General features: G+C 74.2%; 15 protein-coding genes and 1 pseudogene. 3 read left to right on the top strand and 13 right to left on the bottom strand.

All coding sequences use genetic code 11. The annotated features are described in order from the left end of the window. Positions 1–324: 324 nt before the first annotated feature. The 11 genes from tyrS to argC form a co-directional block, all read right to left on the bottom strand. Complete coding sequence (tyrS, locus tag BGO37_RS12640) at positions 325–1602, bottom strand: tyrosine--tRNA ligase (RefSeq protein WP_291755398.1); 1278 nt, start codon at positions 1600–1602, stop codon at positions 325–327. A 56-nt stretch (positions 1603–1658) separates the two neighbouring features. Next, positions 1659–2369, bottom strand: coding sequence for a DNA-3-methyladenine glycosylase (locus tag BGO37_RS12635; RefSeq protein ID WP_291755396.1), 711 nt, complete (start codon positions 2367–2369; stop codon positions 1659–1661). After that, the gene (locus tag BGO37_RS12630; RefSeq protein ID WP_291755394.1) at positions 2366–2923 is read right to left on the bottom strand and encodes a uridine kinase; all 558 of its coding nucleotides are present in this window, start codon (positions 2921–2923) and stop codon (positions 2366–2368) included. Before BGO37_RS12630 ends, BGO37_RS12635 begins: the two co-directional genes overlap by 4 nt. A gap of 82 nt (positions 2924–3005) precedes the next feature. Further along, the gene (gene argH, locus BGO37_RS12625) at positions 3006–4445 is read right to left on the bottom strand and encodes an argininosuccinate lyase (RefSeq protein ID WP_291755391.1); all 1440 of its coding nucleotides are present in this window, start codon (positions 4443–4445) and stop codon (positions 3006–3008) included. Position 4446: 1 nt separating this feature from the next. Then, complete coding sequence (argG, locus tag BGO37_RS12620; RefSeq protein ID WP_291755388.1) at positions 4447–5877, bottom strand: argininosuccinate synthase; 1431 nt, start codon at positions 5875–5877, stop codon at positions 4447–4449. Next, complete coding sequence (locus tag BGO37_RS12615; RefSeq protein WP_291755387.1) at positions 5874–6407, bottom strand: arginine repressor; 534 nt, start codon at positions 6405–6407, stop codon at positions 5874–5876. The genes argG and BGO37_RS12615 overlap by 4 nt, the downstream gene beginning before the upstream one ends. After that, positions 6404–7345 (bottom strand): ornithine carbamoyltransferase, encoded by a 942-nt coding sequence (gene argF / locus BGO37_RS12610; protein WP_291755385.1) that lies wholly within the window; start codon positions 7343–7345, stop codon positions 6404–6406. The genes BGO37_RS12615 and argF overlap by 4 nt, the downstream gene beginning before the upstream one ends. Next, a complete protein-coding gene (locus BGO37_RS12605; RefSeq protein ID WP_291755383.1) occupies positions 7342–8574 on the bottom strand; it encodes an acetylornithine transaminase in 1233 nt (410 codons plus the stop codon). The genes argF and BGO37_RS12605 overlap by 4 nt, the downstream gene beginning before the upstream one ends. Further along, positions 8574–9527 (bottom strand): acetylglutamate kinase, encoded by a 954-nt coding sequence (argB, locus tag BGO37_RS12600; protein ID WP_291755382.1) that lies wholly within the window; start codon positions 9525–9527, stop codon positions 8574–8576. The genes BGO37_RS12605 and argB overlap by 1 nt, the downstream gene beginning before the upstream one ends. After that, positions 9524–10738, bottom strand: a complete 1215-nt coding sequence (gene argJ, locus BGO37_RS12595; RefSeq protein WP_291755381.1) for a bifunctional glutamate N-acetyltransferase/amino-acid acetyltransferase ArgJ — start codon at positions 10736–10738, stop codon at positions 9524–9526. Before argJ ends, argB begins: the two co-directional genes overlap by 4 nt. Positions 10739–10808: 70 nt before the next feature. Further along, positions 10809–11867 carry an N-acetyl-gamma-glutamyl-phosphate reductase gene (gene argC, locus BGO37_RS12590; RefSeq protein ID WP_291755380.1) on the bottom strand — a complete coding sequence of 353 codons (1059 nt, stop codon included), beginning with the start codon at positions 11865–11867 and terminating at the stop codon, positions 10809–10811. 153 nt (positions 11868–12020) lie between these two features. Between argC and BGO37_RS12585 the strand changes: the two genes are divergently transcribed. Beyond that, the gene (locus BGO37_RS12585) at positions 12021–13004 is read left to right on the top strand and encodes a quinone oxidoreductase (RefSeq protein WP_291755378.1); all 984 of its coding nucleotides are present in this window, start codon (positions 12021–12023) and stop codon (positions 13002–13004) included. Here BGO37_RS12585 and BGO37_RS12580 read toward each other — a convergent pair. Beyond that, the gene (locus tag BGO37_RS12580) at positions 12994–13485 is read right to left on the bottom strand and encodes a DUF4262 domain-containing protein (protein WP_291755377.1); all 492 of its coding nucleotides are present in this window, start codon (positions 13483–13485) and stop codon (positions 12994–12996) included. The two genes, BGO37_RS12585 and BGO37_RS12580, sit on opposite strands and share 11 nt — an antisense overlap. 237 nt (positions 13486–13722) lie before the next feature. Here BGO37_RS12580 and BGO37_RS12575 point away from each other — a divergent pair, with 237 nt between their 5' ends. Continuing rightward, positions 13723–15228, top strand: coding sequence for a DUF222 domain-containing protein (locus BGO37_RS12575; protein ID WP_291755374.1), 1506 nt, complete (start codon positions 13723–13725; stop codon positions 15226–15228). Continuing rightward, positions 15111–15620 (top strand): annotated as a pseudogene (locus BGO37_RS12570) (hypothetical protein); the annotation flags it as partial. The gene BGO37_RS12575 and the pseudogene BGO37_RS12570, both read left to right, overlap by 118 nt. 147 nt (positions 15621–15767) lie before the next feature. Here BGO37_RS12570 and pheT read toward each other — a convergent pair. Then, the gene (pheT, locus tag BGO37_RS12565) at positions 15768–18305 is read right to left on the bottom strand and encodes a phenylalanine--tRNA ligase subunit beta (protein ID WP_291755372.1); all 2538 of its coding nucleotides are present in this window, start codon (positions 18303–18305) and stop codon (positions 15768–15770) included. Between the last annotated feature and the right edge of the window lies 1 nt (position 18306).

Genomic DNA, 18306 nt, shown 5'->3' with positions numbered 1-18306 from the left:
ACCACACCCGAATCAACGGGCCATGGCATCGACAACATCAAGACACACTGTTGAGTTCTCAAGAAACAGACGCACAACCCTGCTCCCCTCGCGGGGCGCCCAGGAGGCTTGTCGCTTCGACCCGCACATCCGGAAGGAGGGCGCACGAAGCGCCTGATCCGTTTGTCGGGGGCTGGCCTTCCGCGGGACCGTCCACCTTCTCGGTGTCCGTTCCTCCCTGCGGCGGCCTGGAAGACATTACGCGAGCCGTCGACCCGATGCAAATCCGGGGCGTGGTGACGCAGATCACGTCCCGTCACGCCCCGTCACGCCCCGGCGGGCGCGTCAGCGGCGGTCCGCCGGCGCCACGACCTGCACCACCGCGAGGCTGCGCCGGCCACGCCGGAGCACGGCGTACCGGCCGCCGAGCAGCTGCGACGCGGCGAGCTGCGCCCCCTCGTCGGACACGCGCTCGTTGTTCACCGACAGCCCGCCCTCGGCCACCGCTCGTCGGGCCGCGCCCTTGGACGCCACGAGCCCGGTGGCGGCGAACAGGTCGACGAGCGGGTCGCCGACGGAGCCGTCAGCACGTGGCAGCTCGGCCACCGCGGCGTCCAGGGTCTCGTCGTCCAACGAGGCCAGCGACCCTCGCCCGAACAGCGCCTGCGACGCGGCGATCGCCTTGGCCGTCGCGTCCGCGCCGTGCACCAGCGTCGTGACGTCCTCGGCGAGCACGCGCTGCGCCTCGCGCGCCGCGGGCCGGGAGGCCACCGCCTCCTCGAGCGCGGCGATCTCCTCCTGGGTGCGGAACGTGAACACCTTGAGGAACCGCACCACGTCGGCGTCGTCCGCGTTGAGCCAGAACTGGTAGAAGGCGTACGGCGACATCATGTCCGGGGCCAGCCACACCGCCCCACCCTCGGTCTTGCCGAACTTCGTGCCGTCGGCCTTGGTGATGAGCGGCGTGGTCAGCGCGTGCACCGCGCCGCCGTCCGCCTTGTGCACCAGCTCGACGCCCGACAGCAGGTTGCCCCACTGGTCGTTGCCGCCGGTCTGCAGCGTGCAGCCGTACCGCCGGTACAGCTCGAGGAAGTCCATCCCCTGGAGGATCTGGTAGGAGAACTCGGTGAACGAGATCCCCTCCTCCGACGCCAGCCGCCGCGCGACGGTGTCCTTGGCGAGCATCGTGCCCAGCCGGTAGTGCTTGCCGACATCGCGCAGGAAGTCGATCGCAGTCAGCCCGCCCGTCCAGTCGAGGTTGTTCACCATCGTCGCCGGGTTGTCCCCGTCGAAGGTGAGGAACCGGCCGATCTGCGACCGCAGCCGCTCCACCCAGGCGCGGACCGTGTCGGCCGAGTTGAGCACCCGCTCGCCCGACATCCGCGGGTCGCCGATCATCCCTGTGGCGCCGCCGACGAGCGCGAGGACGCGGTGCCCCGCGCGCTGCATGTGCCGCAGCACGACGAGCTGGACGAGGTTGCCGTGGTGCAGGCTCGGCGCGGTCGGGTCGAAGCCGCAGTAGACGGTGACCGGGCCTGCCGCCAGGGCGGCGGCCAGCTGCTCCCGGTCGGTGGTCTGCGCCAGCAGGCCACGCCACTCCAGCTCGTCGAGGACGGTGCTCACTCAGGACTCCTTCACACGGCGGCGGCGCCGCCGGACGTTGCGACTGGGAGGACGGGTCACGCCGGCGCCGTCGCCCCACCAGGGGCGTTGCCCGACGCCGGCGAGCGATACGCGGGGCGGTACGCCGAGACGGTGGGTTCCCCGGCCAGCCAGAACCGCCACGGGTGACGAGCGGCGTCTCCCCCGGCGCCGGCAACCCCGACGCGCGGACCCTGCCGGTGGGCGGGCACCACGGATCCCTCGGGGCGCATCCGCAGCACCACGTCGCCACCCTCCTCGGTGACGTCGGCCCCGTTGGCGTCCAGGTCCAGCCCGAGGCAGACGGCCAGGCGGCCGGGGCCGCGCGCCAGCTGCCGCTCGCTGTCGACGACGCCGGCAGCCTCGCGGCGCGCCCACGCCAGGTCCGCCCCCTCGACGACCTCGCCGGCGCGCAGCAGCACCGCGGCCGCGCGTCCGGTCGGCTGCGCGACGACGTTGAGGCAGTGGTGCAGCCCGAGGTGCCGGTACACGTAGAGCCGGCCGGGCTCCGCGTACATCACGGAGTTGCGCGGTGTCCGACCCCGGGCCGCGTGCGAGCCGGGGTCGTCCTCGCCGCCGTAGGCCTCGACCTCCGTGAGGCGCACGGTCACGTCACCGTCCGGGGACCGGGACGTGATGGTCGCGCCCAGCAGGTCGACGGCGACCGCGAGCACGTCTCGGGCGTACCAGACGTGCGCCGCCACGACCCCCAGGGGGTCGACGGCCACCGCGCGGTCGGGAACGCTCACGCGCCCATCCTGCCAAACGCGTCCAGCCGCACGTCGGCGCGTTCCGCGGTCCGTTCCCGGGCGAAGTGCGCGGCCTCGTCGGCCATCCACCGCACCCAGTGCTCGCGCGCGGCCTCGCCGTCGCGGGCCAGGCCGCGGGCGAGGCGCAGGTCCGCCGGCGCCTCCACCCAGACCGAGAGCACGACGAAGGGCGCGGCGTCCCGCCGCGCCGAGCCGCAGCCCTCGAGCACCAGCACGTCCGGCACGGGCACGTCGACCCAGCCGTCGAACGCGCCGGCGTCCCAGTCGTAGCGCTGGTAGCGCCCCGGGCGGCCCCGACGCAGCGGCTCGAGCACCTGCGTCGCCAGGCGCGGCCAGAGGCTGCCCTCCAGGCCCGCCCAGCCGTCGTAGAGGTCGTCCAGGTGCAGCACCGCGGCGTCCAGGCCGCGCCCGACGAGCTCGTCGGCCACGGCCCCGGCCAGGGTCGTCTTGCCGCTGCCCGCAGGGCCGTCGATGCCGACGAGCCGCACGGGGCCGAGCCGCGGCGCGGCGCCGGCGGCCCGTCCGGCGATCACCCCGATCGCCTCGCTCGCTCCGCGCCGCCCCGCCGGTCCCGCGACTTCCCTGAGCTTCTCGTCGTGATTCACAACCGGAACCTCAGGAAAATGAACGTGGGGGGGCCCAGCGGCGGTGCTCCGCGGCACGCGCCCGCGCGGCGGCGAGCTGCTCGGCGACGCGCGCCGGTGCCGTGCCGCCCACCGCATCGCGCGACGACACCGATCCCGCCACCGACAGGACCGTGCGGACCTCCGGCGTCAGGTGCGGGCTGATCGCGGCCAGGTCGTCGTCGGTGAGCCCGTCCAGGCCCACCCCGCGGGACTCGGCGGCCTTGACGCACGCCCCGGCGACCTCGTGCGCCACCCGGAAGGGCACACCCGCGCGGACCAGCCACTCGGCGACGTCGGTCGCGAGCGAGAAGCCCGCCGGCGCGAGCGAGGCCAGCCGCGGCAGGTCGAACCGCAGCGTGGCCACCATGCCGGCGAAGGCCGGCAGGAGCACCGTCAGCTGGTCGACCTGGTCGAACACCGGCTCCTTGTCCTCCTGCAGGTCCCGGTTGTACGCCAGGGGCAGGCCCTTCAGCGTCGTCAGCAACCCCGCGAGGTCGCCGATGAGCCGGCCGGCCTTGCCACGCGCCAGCTCGGCGACGTCCGGGTTCTTCTTCTGCGGCATGATGCTCGACCCGGTCGAGTAGGCGTCGTCGAGCCGGACGTAGCCGAACTCCGCGGTCGCCCAGAGCGTGATCTCCTCCGCGAGGCGCGAAAGGTCGACGCCGGTCATCGCGCACACGAACGCGAACTCCGCCCCGACGTCGCGCGAGGCGGTGCCGTCGATGGAGTTCTCCACCGGTCCGTCGAAGCCGAGCTCGGCGGCCACCGCGGCCGGGTCGAGCGCGAGCGACGAGCCCGCGAGGGCGCCGGAACCGTAGGGCGAGCGCGCGGCGCGGACGTCCCAGTCGCGGAACCGCTGCACGTCGCGCAGCAGCGGCCAGGCGTGGGCCAGCAGGTGGTGCGCGAGCAGCACCGGCTGGGCGTGCTGCAGGTGGGTGCGGCCCGGCATGGGCGCGTCGCCCGCGGCGGTCGCCTGCCCGACGAGGGCGTCGACGACGTCGAGCACGAGGGCCGACAGGGTGCGGGCCTGGCGCCGCAGGTACATCCGCACCAGCGTGGCGATCTGGTCGTTGCGGCTGCGCCCGGCCCGGAGCCGGCCGCCGAGCTCGGCACCCGCCCGCTCGATGAGGCCGCGCTCGAGCGCCGCGTGGACGTCCTCGTCGTCGGGCCCCGGCCCGAACGCGCCGGAGGCCACGTCGGCACGCAGCGCCTCCAGCGCCGCCACCATGCGGTCGGTGTCCTCGTCGGACAGCAGCCCGGCCGCGCGGAGCACGTGGGCGTGCGCCACCGACCCCGTCAGGTCGTCGTCCGCCAGGCGCCAGTCGAACTGCGTCGACCGGGACAGGGCGGCCAGGGCGTCGGCAGGGCCGGACGCGAACCGGCCGCCCCAGAGGGCGCCGGCGTGGGTGCCGGACTCGGGTGCGCCCACGTCAGTCCGTCCCGACTTCCATCGCGGCGGCCTCGAGCGCCGCCTCCTCGTCGCCGGCGACCGCCGGGTTCGTCGCGATGACGTCCGCGCCGCCGGCGGGCAGCGCGCCGAACAGCGTGCCGTGCTCGACGAGCACCTGGCCCTGGTCGATCGGCTGGCTCGCGTACAGCTCGAGCTTGGCGCGCGAGTCGGCGATGTCGAGGTTGCGCATCGTCAGCTGGCCGATGCGGTCGGTCGGGCCGAACGCGGCGGACTCAGTGCGCTCCATCGACAGCCGCTCCGGGCGGTAGGAGAAGCCGGGCCCGTCGGTGCGCAGGATCGTGTAGTCCTCCCCACGGCGCAGCCGCAGCGTCACCTCGCCCGTGACCACCGAGGCGATCCACCGCTGGATCGACTCGCGCACCATGAGTGCCTGCGGGTCGAGCCACCGGCCCTCGTAGAGCAGCCGGCCGAGCCGCCGGCCCTCCGCGTGGTAGGTGGCGATGGTGTCCTCGTTGTGGATCGCGTTGACGAGCCGCTCGTAGGCCGCGAACAGGAGCGCCATGCCGGGGGCCTCGTAGATCCCACGCGACTTGGCCTCGATGATCCGGTTCTCGATCTGGTCGGACATGCCCAGGCCGTGCCGGCCCCCGATCGCGTTCGCCTGCCGGACGAGGGCCACCGGGTCGTCGTACCGCACGCCGTCGATCGCCACCGGCCGGCCGCGCTCGAACTGGATCGTCACGTCCTCGGGCTCGATCGCCACGGCGGGGTCCCAGAACCGCACGCCCATGATCGGCTCGACGGTCTCCAGGGACACGTCGAGGTGCTCGAGCGTCTTGGCCTCGTGCGTGGCGCCCCAGATGTTCGCGTCCGTCGAGTACGCCTTCTCGGCGCTGTCGCGGTAGGGCAGGTGGTGGTCCACCAGGAACTGGCTCATCTCCGCGCGCCCGCCCAGCTCGGCGACGAAGTCCTGGTCGAGCCACGGCTTGTAGATCCGCAGGCCGGGGTTGGCCAGCAGCCCGTAGCGGTAGAACCGCTCGATGTCGTTGCCCTTGAACGTGGAGCCGTCGCCCCAGATGTCCACGCCGTCGGCCTGCATGGCGCGCACCAGCAGGGTGCCGGTGACTGCCCGGCCCAGGGGCGTCGTGTTGTAGTACGCGCGGCCGCCGCTGCGGATGTGGAACGCGCCGCACGCGATGGCGGCCAGCCCCTCCTCGACGAGCGCCGCCTTGCAGTCCACGGCTCGGGACAGCTCCGCGCCGTACGCGATGGCGCGGCCGGGGACCTGCTCGATCTCCGGCTCGTCGTACTGGCCGAGGTCCGCCGTGTAGGTGCACGGGATCGCGCCCTTGTGCCGCATCCACGCCACCGCCACCGAGGTGTCCAGCCCACCGGAGAACGCGATGCCCACCCGCTCGCCGACCGGAAGCTGCGTCAGAACCTTGCTCACATCTCGTCCTTGTCTCGTGCGGACTCGCGGCCGGCCGCGAGGTCGAGGAATCGCTGCGCGACCGTCTGGCCGGAGTCGGGCTCGGCGGCGATCACCAGGACGGTGTCGTCGCCCGCGATCGTGCCCAGCACGCCCGGCACGATCGAGTGGTCGATCGCGGAGGCGAGGAACTGCGCACCGCCGGGCGGGGTGCGCAGCACGACGAGCGGGCCGGACGCCTCCGCGGTGACGACGAGCTCGGCGGCGAGCCGCGCGAGCCGGGCGGCGAGCACCTCGGTGGCCTCGCCGGTCGGGGCGACCCGCGCCGAGCCCTCGGCGGGCACGGCGTAGACCAGCGCGCCGCTGCCGTTGCGAACCTTCACCGCCTGCAGCTCGACGAGGTCCCGCGACAGCGTCGCCTGCGTGACGTTGACGCCGGCGCGCGCCAGCAGCTCGGCCAGCTCCACCTGGGAGCGCACCTGCTCCCGCATCAGCAGCGCCGTGATCTGCGCGTGCCGGGCGGCCTTCGTCGGGGGCACCGTGGAGCTCACGCTTCCTCCAGCAGGAACGTCAGCAGCGCCTTCTGCGCGTGCAACCGGTTCTCCGCCTCGTCCCAGACCACCGACTGCGGGCCGTCGAGCACCTCGGCGGTGATCTCCTTGCCGCGGTAGGCGGGCAGGCAGTGCAGGACGAGGGCGCCGGGGGCGGCCTTCGCGAGGCCCTCGGCGTCGAGCCGGAACGGCACGAACGGCTCGGCGCGGTCCGCCGCCTGAGACTCCTGGCCCATCGAGACCCAGGTGTCGGTCGCCACGGCGTCCGCGCCGTCGAGCGCCGCGTCACGGTCCCCGTGCACCGACACCGAGCCACCCGTCGCCGCGGCGATGCGCCGGGCGTCGGCCACGATCGCCGGGTTCGGGGCGAAGCCCTCGGGGGTGCCGATGCGCACGTGCATGCCGGCGGTCGCGCCGCCGAGCAGGTAGGAGTGCGCCATGTTGTTCGAGCCGTCGCCGACGTAGGCCAGCGTGGTGCCGGGCAGCGTCTCGACGCCGCCGCGGTGCTGGGCCACGGTCAGCAGGTCGGCGAGCACCTGGCACGGGTGGAAGTCGTCGGTCAGCGCGTTGACGACCGGGACGCCCGCGACCGCCGCCATCTCCTCGGCACGCGCCTGCGCGTGCGTGCGCCAGACGATCGCCGCCACCTGCCGCCCGATGACGTGGGCCACGTCGGAGATCGACTCCCGGGTGCCGATCTGCGCGAGGTTGCCGTCGACGACGAGCGGGTACCCGCCCAGCTCGACGATGCCCGTCGTGAACGACACCTGGGTGCGCAGGGTCGGCTTGTCGAAGATGACGGCGACCGCGCGCGGTCCCGCCAGCGGCCGCCGGGCGAACCGGTCCTTGCTCAGCAGGTCGCCCAGGCGCAGGACGTCGGCCTGCTCGTCGGGCGACAGGTTGTCGTCTCGCAGATAGTTCCGCAGGGGGCTGGTCACGCGGTCACCTCCACCGGCAGGCCGGCGACGAAGTCGACGAAGGTCTGGGCCTGGCCCTGCGTGAGGACGTAGGGCGGGGCCAGGCGGATCGTCGTCGGTGTGCAGGGGTTCACGACGAAGCCGGCCTCCAGGGCCAGCTCCGCGACGCGGGGGGCGACGGCGCTGGCCAGCTCGACCGCGATGAGGAGCCCCTCGCCGCGCACGGCCGCCACGAGCGGATGGTGCAGGCCGGCCAGGGACGCCCGCCACCACGCACCGAGCTGCGACACGTGGGCCAGGAGGCCGTCGCGCTCGATGACGCCGATGGTCGCGAGCGCCGCGGCCGAGGCGACGGGGTTGCCGCCGAACGTCGTGCCGTGCTGGCCCCGGCCGAGCAGCCCGGCCGCGTGCTCGCCGTACGCGATGAGCGCGCCGACCGGAAAGCCGCCGCCGAGGCCCTTGGCGACGGTGACGACGTCGGGGATGATGCCGCCGCCGATGTGCTCGTGCTGGTAGGCGAACCACCGCCCGGTGCGCCCCATGCCCGACTGGACCTCGTCGAGCACCAGGAGGGCGCCGTGCCGGGCGGTGAGCTCGCGCACCGCGGCGAGGTAGCCGGGCGGCGGGATCTGCACGCCGGCCTCGCCCTGGATCGGCTCGACGAACACCGCCGCCACGTCCGGGCCCATCGCCGCCTCGAGGGCGGCGGCGTCGCCGTAGGGCACGAACTCGACGCCCGGCGGCAGCGGCTCGAACGGCTCCCGGTAGGCGGCCTTGTGCGTGAGCGACAGCGCGCCCATCGTGCGGCCGTGGAACGCGTGCTCCATCGCGATGAGCCGCGGGCGCGCACCGGCCGAGTGCCGGCGGGTCAGCTTGAGCGCCGCCTCGTTGGCCTCGGTGCCGGAGTTGGCGAGGAAGACCCGCGAGCCGGCGGGGGCGTCCGCGAGGCGCAGCAGCGTCTCGGCGAGGGCGACCTGGGTCGGGCTGGCGAAGAAGTTGGAGACGTGGCCGAGCGTGCCCAGCTGAGCCGCGATCGCCGCGGTGAGCGTCGGGTGGGCGTGCCCGAGCGCGTTGACGGCGATGCCGCCGAGCAGGTCGAGGTAGCGCTTGCCGTCGGCGTCCCACACGTACGGGCCCTCGCCGCGCACCAGCACGCGCTGCGGCGGGCCGAACGTGTCCATGAGCGCGTGGCCGTAGCGCTCCGTCCACGCTGCGACGGAGCCGGACTGGGCGGGCATGACCTCGCTCATCACGCCACCACCGGGATCGGTGCGGTCAGGGGACGATCGGGCGCCTCCTCGTCGGGGAGCACCATGGTGCCGATGCCGTCGGACGTGAAGACCTCGACGAGGATCGAGTGCGCCGCGCGGCCGTCGATGACGTGGGCGCGACCGACGCCGCCCGTGACGGCTCGCCAGCACGCCTCCATCTTGGGGCGCATGCCGGCGTCGAGGGTCGGGATCAGCCGGGCGAGGGCGGACGCCCGCAGCCGGCGCACGAGGCTCGACCGGTCCGGCCAGCTCGTGTAGAGCCCCTCGACGTCCGTGAGGATGACGAGCTTGCGGGCGCCCAGCGCGATCGCGAGGGCCGCCGCGGCCGAGTCGGCGTTGACGTTGAGCACCTGGGTCGGGTCGTCGATGTCCGGGGCGACCGTGGAGACCACCGGGATCCGGCCGGCGTCCAGCAGGTCGAGCACGGCGCCGGGGTTGACCTGCACCACGTCGCCGACGAGCCCGAGGTCGACCTCCGCGCCGTCGACGAGCCCGGGCCGGCGCCGCGCCTGGAGCAGGCCGCCGTCCTCCCCGGACAGCCCGACCGCGACCGGGCCGTAGGTGTTGAGGAGCCCGACGAGCTCGCGCGACACCTGCCCCGTGAGCACCATGCGGACGACGTCCATCGCCTCCGGCGTGGTCACGCGCAGGCCGCCGCGGAACTCGCTGGCGATGCCGAGCTTGTCGAGCATCGCGTTGATCTGCGGGCCACCGCCGTGCACGACGACCGGCCGGAGCCCCACCTGGTGGAGGAACACCATGTCCTGCGCGAAGGCGCGCTTGAGCTCGTCGTCCACCATCGCGTTGCCGCCGTACTTGACGACGACGAGCGCGCCGGAGAACTTCTGCAGCCAGGGCAGCGCCTGGACGAGGACCTCCGCCTTCTGGTCGGGGCGCAGGTCGGTACGGGTGTCGAAGACGTCGTCGGTCATGTCGAGTAGGCGCTGTTCTCGTGGACGTAGTCGTGGGTGAGGTCGTTGGTCCACACCGTGGCCGTGGCCGAGCCGGCGTGCAGGTCGATGTCGACCGTGATCTCGCGGGCCTTCGCCAGGTCCACGAGGCTGCGGTCCTCGTGCGCGCCGCCCCCCCGGCAGACCATGACGCCGTTGATCGTGACGTCGACCTCGTCGGCCTCGAACGGCGCGACGCTGACGGGGACCGTGCCGAGCTGGGCGAGGACGCGGCCCCAGTTGGGGTCGTTGCCGAACATCGCGGCCTTGAAGAGGTTGCCGCGCGCGACCGACCGGGCCACGGCCACCGCCGCGTCCTCGGTGGTCGCGTGCGTCACCGTGATCGCGATGTCGTGGCTGGCGCCCTCGGCGTCGGCGATGAGCTGGCGCGCCAGGCTGGCGCAGACGGCCTTCACCGCGTCCGCGAACTCGACGTAGTCCGGGAGCACGCCGCTGGCGCCGGAGGCGAGGATCGCGACGGTGTCGCTCGTGGACATGCAGCCGTCGGAGTCGAGGCGGTCGAACGTGGCGCTCGTCGCGCCGCGCAGGGCGGTGCGCAGACCGCCCGGGTCGACGTCGGCGTCGGTGGTGAGGACGACGAGCATCGTCGCCAGCGCCGGTGCGAGCATCCCCGCGCCCTTGGCCATGCCGCCGACGGTGAACGTGCCGTGCGCGGTGTGCAGCGTGACGTGCGCCGTCTTCGCGACGGTGTCGGTCGTCATGATCGCCGTGGCGGCGTCGCCGCCCCCGTCGTCGGACAGCGCACCGACGAGCGGCGCGATGCCCGCCAGCAGTGCGTCGATCGGGAGCCGCTCGCCGATGAGGCCGGTCGAGGCGACGAGGACCCCGGTGCTCTCGATCCCCAGCTGCGCGGCGAGCGTCCCGGCCGTCGCCTCGACGTCCGCGTAGCCCTGCGGGCCGGTGCAGACGTTGGCGCCGCCGGAGTTGAGGATCACGGCCGAGACGTGGCCGTCGGCGGCCGCCAGGCGGGACCACTTGACGGGTTCGCCGACGACACGGTTCGACGTGAAGACCGCGCAGGCGTTGTCACGCGGGCCGTCATTGACCACGAGCGCGAGGTCGGGACGGCCGGACGCCTTGAGGCCTGCCGTGATGCCGGCGGCGCGGAACCCCGCCGCGGCGGTGACGCCCGGCGAGGCGGCCCCGCCGACCACGGTGTGGGTGTTGACCATATGCAGGATCATACATACCTATGCGTTCGGGGCCGACGGGCCTTCCTGACGGGGGCGACGCCCCCCGTCCCTACGGGGCGACGCCCTCCGTCGGCAGACCCAGGGTCTCCGGCAGGCCGAGCGCCAGGTTGAGCGACTGCAGCGCGCCGCCGGCCGTGCCCTTGACGAGGTTGTCGATGGCGGCGACGGCGACCACCTTCCCCGCTGCCTCGTCGAGCGCCACCTGGATCAGGGCAGTGTTCGCACCCGCGACCGAGGCGGTCGTCGGCCACACACCCTCGGGCAGGAGCTCGACGAAGGGCTCGTCCGCGTAGGCCTGCGCCCACGCGGCGCGCAGGGCCGGGCCGGTCACGCCGGCCGCCGCCGGCGCCGTCACCGTGGCGAGGATCCCGCGCGACATGGGCACGAGCACGGGCGAGAAGCTCAGCCGGACGTCGGCCGCGCCGGCCACCCGCAGGTTCTGTGCGATCTCCGGGATGTGACGGTGCGTGCCGGCCATGGCGTAGGGCTGCGCGGCACCGAACGCCTCGGCCGCCATGAGGTGCGGCTTGTAGCCCTTGCCCGCGCCCGAGTAGCCGACCGCCAGCACGGCGACCAGGTCTGTCGTGTCGACGAGGCCCGCCGCGACACCCGGCTGCATCGCCAGCGTCACGGCGGTGACGTTGCAGCCCGGCACGGCGATGCGGTTCGCACCGGCGAGCACGTCGCGCTGCTTCGTCCCGGTGTCGGCGTGGATGAGCTCCGGCAGGCCGTAGGGCCACGTGCCCGCATGCTCGGTGCCGTAGAACCGGGTCCAGGCCTGGGGGTCGACGAGCCGGTGGTCGGCGCCCAGGTCGACGACGATCGCGCCGTCTCCCCTGGCCTCGAGCTCCGCGGCCACCTGGCCGCTCGCCCCGTGCGGCAGCGCCAGCACGACGACGTCGTGGCCCGCGAGGGCGTCCACGCTCGTCGGGCCCAGCTCACGGCCGGCCAGCGCGCGCAGGTGCGGATGGTGCTCGCCGAACCTGCTGCCGGCGTTCCCGTGCGCGGTCAGTGCCCCGACCTGCGCCTGCGGATGGCCGAGCAGCATCCGGAGCATCTCGCCCCCGGCATACCCGCTGGCGCCGGCGACGGCCACGGTGAAGGTCATTGCATGAGCATACAAGGGTATGCACGGCGATTCGTCGTGGCGCTTCCCTCACGGGCCGTGGGCACCCCGTCCCGGCCCGAGGGCGACCACCGAGAACGCCGACGGCACACGCCCGCTCCGCCGCGGACGTCCACGCCGTGGTACGACGGTTCCATGCGTGCCGTCGTCGCCCAGCGTCCCGGTGGTCCCGAGGTTCTCGAGCTCGTCGACCTGCCCGATCCCGTGCCCGGTCCGGGCGAGCTCCTCGTCCGCGTCGCGGTGGCAGGAGTGAACTTCATCGACACGTACCGACGAGCGGGCGTCTACCCCATGAGCTACCCGCACGTCGTGGGCGCCGAGGGTTCGGGCGAAGTGGTCACCGTCGGCACCGGAGTCGACGAGATCACCACCGGCCAGCGGGTGTGCTGGTCGTCGGCCCGCGGCTCGTACTCCGAGCTGGCCGTCGTCAGGGCCGCGGACGCGATCGTCGTGCCGGCCGACATCGACGACGAGACCGCCGCCGCCCTGGCGATGCAGGGCGTCACCGCGCACTACCTCACCGCCTCCACGGTTCCGCTCGAGCCCGGCGACGACGTGCTGCTGCACGCCGCGGCCGGTGGGGTCGGGCTCCTCGCGACACAGCTGGCGGCGCTGCGGGGCGCTCGGGTGATCGGCACCGTGGGCTCGGTCGAGAAGGAGGCCCTCGCGCGCGGCGCGGGCGCGGCCGAGGTCATCCGCTACCGCGAGCTCGCCGATCTCACGCGCGACCTCCCTGCCCTGGTGCGGGACCTCACCGCCGGCGTCGGCGTGCGCGTCGCCTACGACTCCGTCGGCAAGGACACGTTCGAGGCCTCCCTCGCGTCGGTCCGCCAGCGCGGCACGCTCGTGCTGTTCGGCGGCTCGTCCGGGCAGGTCCCGCCGTTCGACCTGCAGCGCCTCAACGCCGCCGGCTCCCTGTACGTCACGCGGCCGTCGATCAACGCCTACATGCGCAGCCGCGAGGAGATCGACTGGCGCGCCGGCGAGCTGTTCGACCTGGTCCGGGCGGGGAAGCTCACGGTCCGTATCGGCGCGCGCTTCCCGCTCGCCGACGCCGCGCAGGCTCACCGCGCGCTCGAGGGCCGCGCCACCACCGGCAAGGTGCTGCTCACGGTGTGACGCCCGGCCGCGGCGGCGGCCACACCACCCCGAACAGCTGTTGCCCGTCGCGGTGGTGGTCGCACATCTCCCACGGCCATCGGCCATCAGCGTCCGACCACACCACCTGGAGGGCCGCGACAGTGGTGACCGGGGAGCCGTAGAGCCGCTGCGCGAACGGCAGGCGCGACCCGTCCACGCGAGCCATGACGCAGCTCCGCCCGACCTCCTCCGGCGCCAGCACCTGGCCGGCCTCGAACCTGCGCCCGGCGCGCACGCCGTCGGCCAGGACGTCCAGGACGTGGTGAGCGGTGTGGAAGTCCGCGCCGCTGAAGATCAGCTCCGGATGCCCGTGGTACCGGGTGAGCCCGGCGGTGTACGTGTGGAGGTGCCGACCCTGCTCGGCCTCCACGGCGATGATCGCCCACCCCACCCGCCCGATGTCGTCGATGACATCCGCCATGAAGTCGTCCGCCGACTGGCCGTCGCACATCGCGCACATGGCGCCCCCCTCGCTCGTCGTATTCCCTGGCTCGAACGTACGTTCGACCTCTGACAACGGCGCAGCGAAGGCCATCGGGAGCCGCGACCGGGGGGCCGCGGTTTCCGCAAAAGCCGGGCCGGCGCCGCCACCCGGCCTCGCGTCGAGCGGACACCGAACGCGCCTTACCCCAGAGGTCTCGCGCAAATTGCCACTTGACCTGGACGAATATCTCCGGTTGAGCGTATACTCGAACACATGTTCGCACCGGTCGGAGTCGTGGAGGACGGCGTGCTGCTGTCCGACGACCTGGGTGCGGCGGTGGTTGTCGATGGCGGCGTGGCACCGTCCGACGGGCCGGGGGTGGACGAGTGGGCGTGGCCCGATCCGCTGGGTGATGCCTGGTGGGATTCGGCGGACACCGGTGCCGAGCCGGGGATCGAGGTCGACCCGGAGCTGGCGGCGCTGCTGGGCGCGGCCCCGGGTCTCGCGGTCGATCCGCGGGCCGAGGCGCCTGCTGAGCTGACGGGGTGGTTGTCCGCGGCGTGCCTGGCGGCGATGGTGCCGGGGGCGGGGTTGGCGGGTGTGCTGGAGCGGATCGACCTGCCTTCGGCGGACGACGAGCTGCTGGTGGAGACGGTGGCGGCGGGTGAGCGGCTGGCGGCGTGGGCGCACCTCGGTGCCGCCCTGGCGGCGGGGGAGCTGTCGCATCGGGCGTCGATGAACCCGTTGTGGCATCAGCCGGTCCCGGCCCGCACGTGTGTGGCCGGTGATGAGCTGGCGATGCGGTTGGGCTGGTCACGTCCGGCCGCCAACCGGCTGGTCCGCGACGGACGCGCCCTGGAGTGCGAGCTGCTGCCGGTGGCCGACGCGGTGCGCGACGGACTGCTGGACACGGCCAAGCTGCGGGTGTTGACCGACCGGTTGCACGACCGGCCCGACCAGCTGTCGTGGCCGGTGCTGGACCAGGTCCTCCCGGACGCGGCGACCCGCACCCCCACCCAGCTGGCCGCCGACGTCGACCGGGCCCTGCTGGCGATCGATCCGCTGGATGCGGCGATCCGGTTGCCGAAGGCGATCGCTTCCCGGCACGTGTGCCACCCCCGCCGTCTGCCGGACGGGATGGCCGGCCTGTGGGCCGTGCTGCCCGCCACCGACGCGGCGCGGATCGACGGCACGTTGGAGGCCACCGCCCGCGCTGCGCGCGCGGCCGGGGACCCGCGCACCCTGGACCAGCTACGCGCCGACACCCTGACCGACCTGGCCACCGGCACCGCCCTGCTCGCCGGGGCACGCCTCGACCCGCCCGCCGGCGCCGGCCTGAACCGCCCCGCCGGCGGCGAGGCGGCCGGCCGCGAGATGAGTGACCCAGCATCGGGGATCGTCACGGATGCTCCGCTGACGGCGGCCAGTCACCTCGACGACGCACGCCTGGGTGGGGCGCACGCTTTTTCCCGCCAGGCGGGCCCCACGAGATGGTGGCGCCGAACGAGGCGGCCGAGCCGGACGAGCCGGTCGGGCCGATCGGGCCGGGGATGGTGGCTGAGACGGACAGCGTTGCGGCGGCGGATCGTCCGCCGGGGCGGGCCGCGCCGGGCATCCGGATCCCCAAGGTCCGCATCGACGTCACCGTCGCCTTGTCCACCCTCATGGGACTGGACGACCAGCCCGGTGCGCTGGCCGGCCTCGGTCCCATCCCCGCCGAGCAGGCCCGCGCTCTGGCGGCCGGCGGCACGTGGCGTCGGATCGTCACCGACCCGTTGACCGGCACCGTGCTGGACGTCGGACGCACCCGCTACCGGCCACCAGCAGCCCTGGCCGAGCACGTCCTGGCCCGCGACCAGGTCTGCGTCGGCCCCGGCTGCAGCGTGCCCGGGCACCGCTGCGACCTGGACCACACCACCGAGTTCTACGGCGTGCCTGCCAACGGCTCCCCACAGCCCGGCACCACCAGCGCCGCCAACCTCGGACCCCTGTCCAGCCGGTGCCACCGGCTGAAGACCGACGGCGGCTTCACCCTGCGACAGGTGCGGTCGGGCCTCTTCGAGTGGCGCACGCCAGCCGGCCTGACCTACCGCGTCACCCCCGGCAACCACGGGCGAACCGAGAAGCTCGACAAGCACCGCGCGACCATCCCCGACACCCCACCCTTCTGACCGCCCGCGCGCGCGGCTGCGCGATGGCGCCGGAGTGGTCGGCCCGCCTCGGCCGAGGGCATGACGGTCCCGCCCAGGCCGTGCCTCCTCAGACGGGCGAGGCCCCGCGGCCGGTCTCGGCTCGGGGGGCCCCGCCTCCACGGCTGGTCACGCGCGCAGCGTGGCCCTGCACCGCCGGTGAGCCTCGGCGACGACGGACTCCCGCACCGCGGCCGTCTCGGCCGCCGTCAGGGTGCGGTCGGCCGCACGCAGCCGCAGCGAGAACGCCAGCGACTTGCGGCCCGGCCCCACCTGCTCGCCCGTGTACACGTCGAACAGCCGCACCTCCTCGAGCACGTCCCCGGCCGGGCTCCCCGCAACGCCGGCCCGGACGGCCTCGAGCACGTCGCCCGCGGGCACGGCGGCGTCGACGACGAGCGCGACGTCCTCCTTCGCCACGGGGAACGTCGAGACGGGCGTCGCCTGCGTCACGTCGTCGCCGGCCGCCTGCAGCAGCCCGTCGAGGTCCAGCTCGAAGGCCACCGTGCGCGCAGGCAGGTCGTGCGCGGCGACGACCGACGGGTGCAGCTCCCCGGCGTGCCCGAGGGTCTCGCCCGACGGGCCGACGACCTTCGCCGACCGACCCGGGTGGAAGGGCGCATAGGCCTCGGCGACGAGGGTCACGGGCGCACCGACGACCTCCGCCACGGCTCGGACCAGCGCGAACGCGTCGGTGTAGTCCGCAGCGCGCCCGGCGCCCCACCATCCGGCGCGGTCACGGGCGCCCGCCAGCAGGCCGGCGACGTGCCGCGGCTGGTCCGGGATCGCCGCCGCGATGGCCGCGAGCTGCTCGTCCGACGGGCGGAGGCCTCCGGGCAGCTGGGGTGCCGCGGGCGCCCCCGGCACCGGGTGCACGACGAGCCCGGCCTCGAACAGCGCGACGTCGCCGACGCCACGAGCCACGTTGCGTCGCGCCGTCTCGAGCACCGAGACCAGCAGGTCCGTCCGCAGGAACGACTGCTGCTCGGCGATCGGGTTGGCGACGCGCACGGCGGTGCGGCGCGGGTCGTCGGCCGGCAACCCCATGGCGTCCCACTGCTCGGCCCCGACGAACGGGTACGAGAGGACCTGGATGAGCCCCTCGGACACCAGCCGCTCCGCGACGGCGCGGCGCACGCGCTGCGACCGTGTCAGGCCGCCTCCGGGCGGCGCGGCGGGCACCACGGACGGGATCGCGTCGTAGCCGCGCAGCCGCGCGACCTCCTCGACGAGGTCGACGCCGACCGACAGGTCCGGCCGCCACGTGGGCGGCGTGACCGTGAAGTCGTCGGCCACGGCGCACCCGATCGAGGCCAGGGTCGTCCGCACCTCGTCGCGCGCGTACGGGACGCCGACGAGCCGCGCGGGAAGCGTCGGGTCGAGCGCGATCGGCGCGGGCGCGACGGTCCGGTCGACGTCGGTGACGGCCGCGTCGATCGTCCCGCCACCGAACTCGACGAGCAGCTCGGCGACCCGGCGGGCCGCGACGCGCGGCAGCTGCGGGTCGACCCCCCGCTCGAACCGCTTGGCCGCCTCCGACGACAGCTTGTGCCGGCGTGCGGACCGGGCGACCGTGATCGGGTCGAAGTGCGCCGCCTCGACGACGACGTCCGTGGTCTCGTCGTTCACGCCGCTGGTCTCGCCGCCCATGACACCGGCGAGGCCGATGATGCGCGACGCCCGGCCGGACGGGCTGTCCGTGATGAGCAGGTCCTGCGGGTCGAGGGTGCGGTCGACGCCGTCGAGCGTCTCCAGGTGCTCCCCCGCACGCGCGCGACGCACGACGATCGGGCCGACGAGGCCGGCGGCGTCGTACGCGTGCAGCGGCTGCCCGAGGTCGAGCATGACGTAGTTCGTCACGTCGACCGCGAGGTTGATGGGCCGCATGCCCGCCTGCTGCAGCCGCCGCTGCATCCACGCCGGGGACGACTCGGTGGCGCGTACCCCGCGCACCGTCACCGCGACGAACCGGTCGCAGCCGGCCACGCCGTCGAGCGGCTCGTCGTCGACCTCGACGGGGAACCCGCCGGCGGCCGGCGCCAGGTCGGCCGGCGTGGGGGCGCCGAGGTCCGTGAAGTCGGCGCCGGTCGCGTGCGAGTACTCGCGGGCGATGCCGCGCATGGCGAAGCAGTAGCCGCGGTCGGGCGTGACGTTGATCTCGAGCACCTGCTCGCCGATGCCGAGCAGCGGCTTGGCGTCGAGGCCCGCCGGGGTCGCCTCGTCGGCCAGTCCGAGCCGGGACAGCACGATGATCCCGTTGTGGTCCTCACCGATGCCGAGCTCGCGTGCGGAGCAGATCATCCCGTCGGAGACGTGCCCGTACGTCTTGCGCGCGGCGATCGCGAAGCCGCCGGGCAGCACCGCTCCCGGCAGCGCGACGACGACGTGGTCGCCGGGCTCGAAGTTGTGCGCGCCGCAGACGATGCCGCGCGGCGACTGCTCGCCGACGTCGACCTGGCACCAGTTGATCGTCTTGCCGTTGGACTGCGCCTCGGGGCTCCGGGACAGGACGTGGCCGACGACGAGGGGGCCGGCGACCTCGCCGGTGCTGTGGATCGCCTCCTCCTCGAGCCCGACGCGCACCAGCTCGGCGGCGAGCTTCTCGGCGGTCAGGCCGGCCGGCAGCGCGACGTGGTCGCCCAACCAGGCGAGCGGGACGAGCACCATC

It is taken from the genome of Cellulomonas sp. 73-92, from assembly GCF_001898175.1.
Lineage (GTDB): Bacteria > Actinomycetota > Actinomycetes > Actinomycetales > Cellulomonadaceae > Cellulomonas.
The sequence above is the reverse complement of the archived record's forward strand: the minus strand, read 5'-3'. Positions and strand labels throughout refer to the sequence as shown.

Excerpts from the sequence above, each read along its gene's own strand:
- BGO37_RS12605 (WP_291755383.1), bottom strand. The coding sequence starts at position 8,574 with ATGAGCGAGGTCATGCCCGCCCAGTCCGGCTCCGTCGCAGCGTGGACG.
- argB (WP_291755382.1), bottom strand. The coding sequence starts at position 9,527 with ATGACCGACGACGTCTTCGACACCCGTACCGACCTGCGCCCCGACCAG.
- argJ (WP_291755381.1), bottom strand. The coding sequence starts at position 10,738 with ATGGTCAACACCCACACCGTGGTCGGCGGGGCCGCCTCGCCGGGCGTC.
- argC (WP_291755380.1), bottom strand. The coding sequence starts at position 11,867 with ATGACCTTCACCGTGGCCGTCGCCGGCGCCAGCGGGTATGCCGGGGGC.
- BGO37_RS12585 (WP_291755378.1), top strand. The coding sequence starts at position 12,021 with ATGCGTGCCGTCGTCGCCCAGCGTCCCGGTGGTCCCGAGGTTCTCGAG.
- BGO37_RS12580 (WP_291755377.1), bottom strand. The coding sequence starts at position 13,485 with ATGTGCGCGATGTGCGACGGCCAGTCGGCGGACGACTTCATGGCGGAT.
- BGO37_RS12575 (WP_291755374.1), top strand. The coding sequence starts at position 13,723 with ATGTTCGCACCGGTCGGAGTCGTGGAGGACGGCGTGCTGCTGTCCGAC.
- pheT (WP_291755372.1), bottom strand. The coding sequence starts at position 18,305 with ATGGTGCTCGTCCCGCTCGCCTGGTTGGGCGACCACGTCGCGCTGCCG.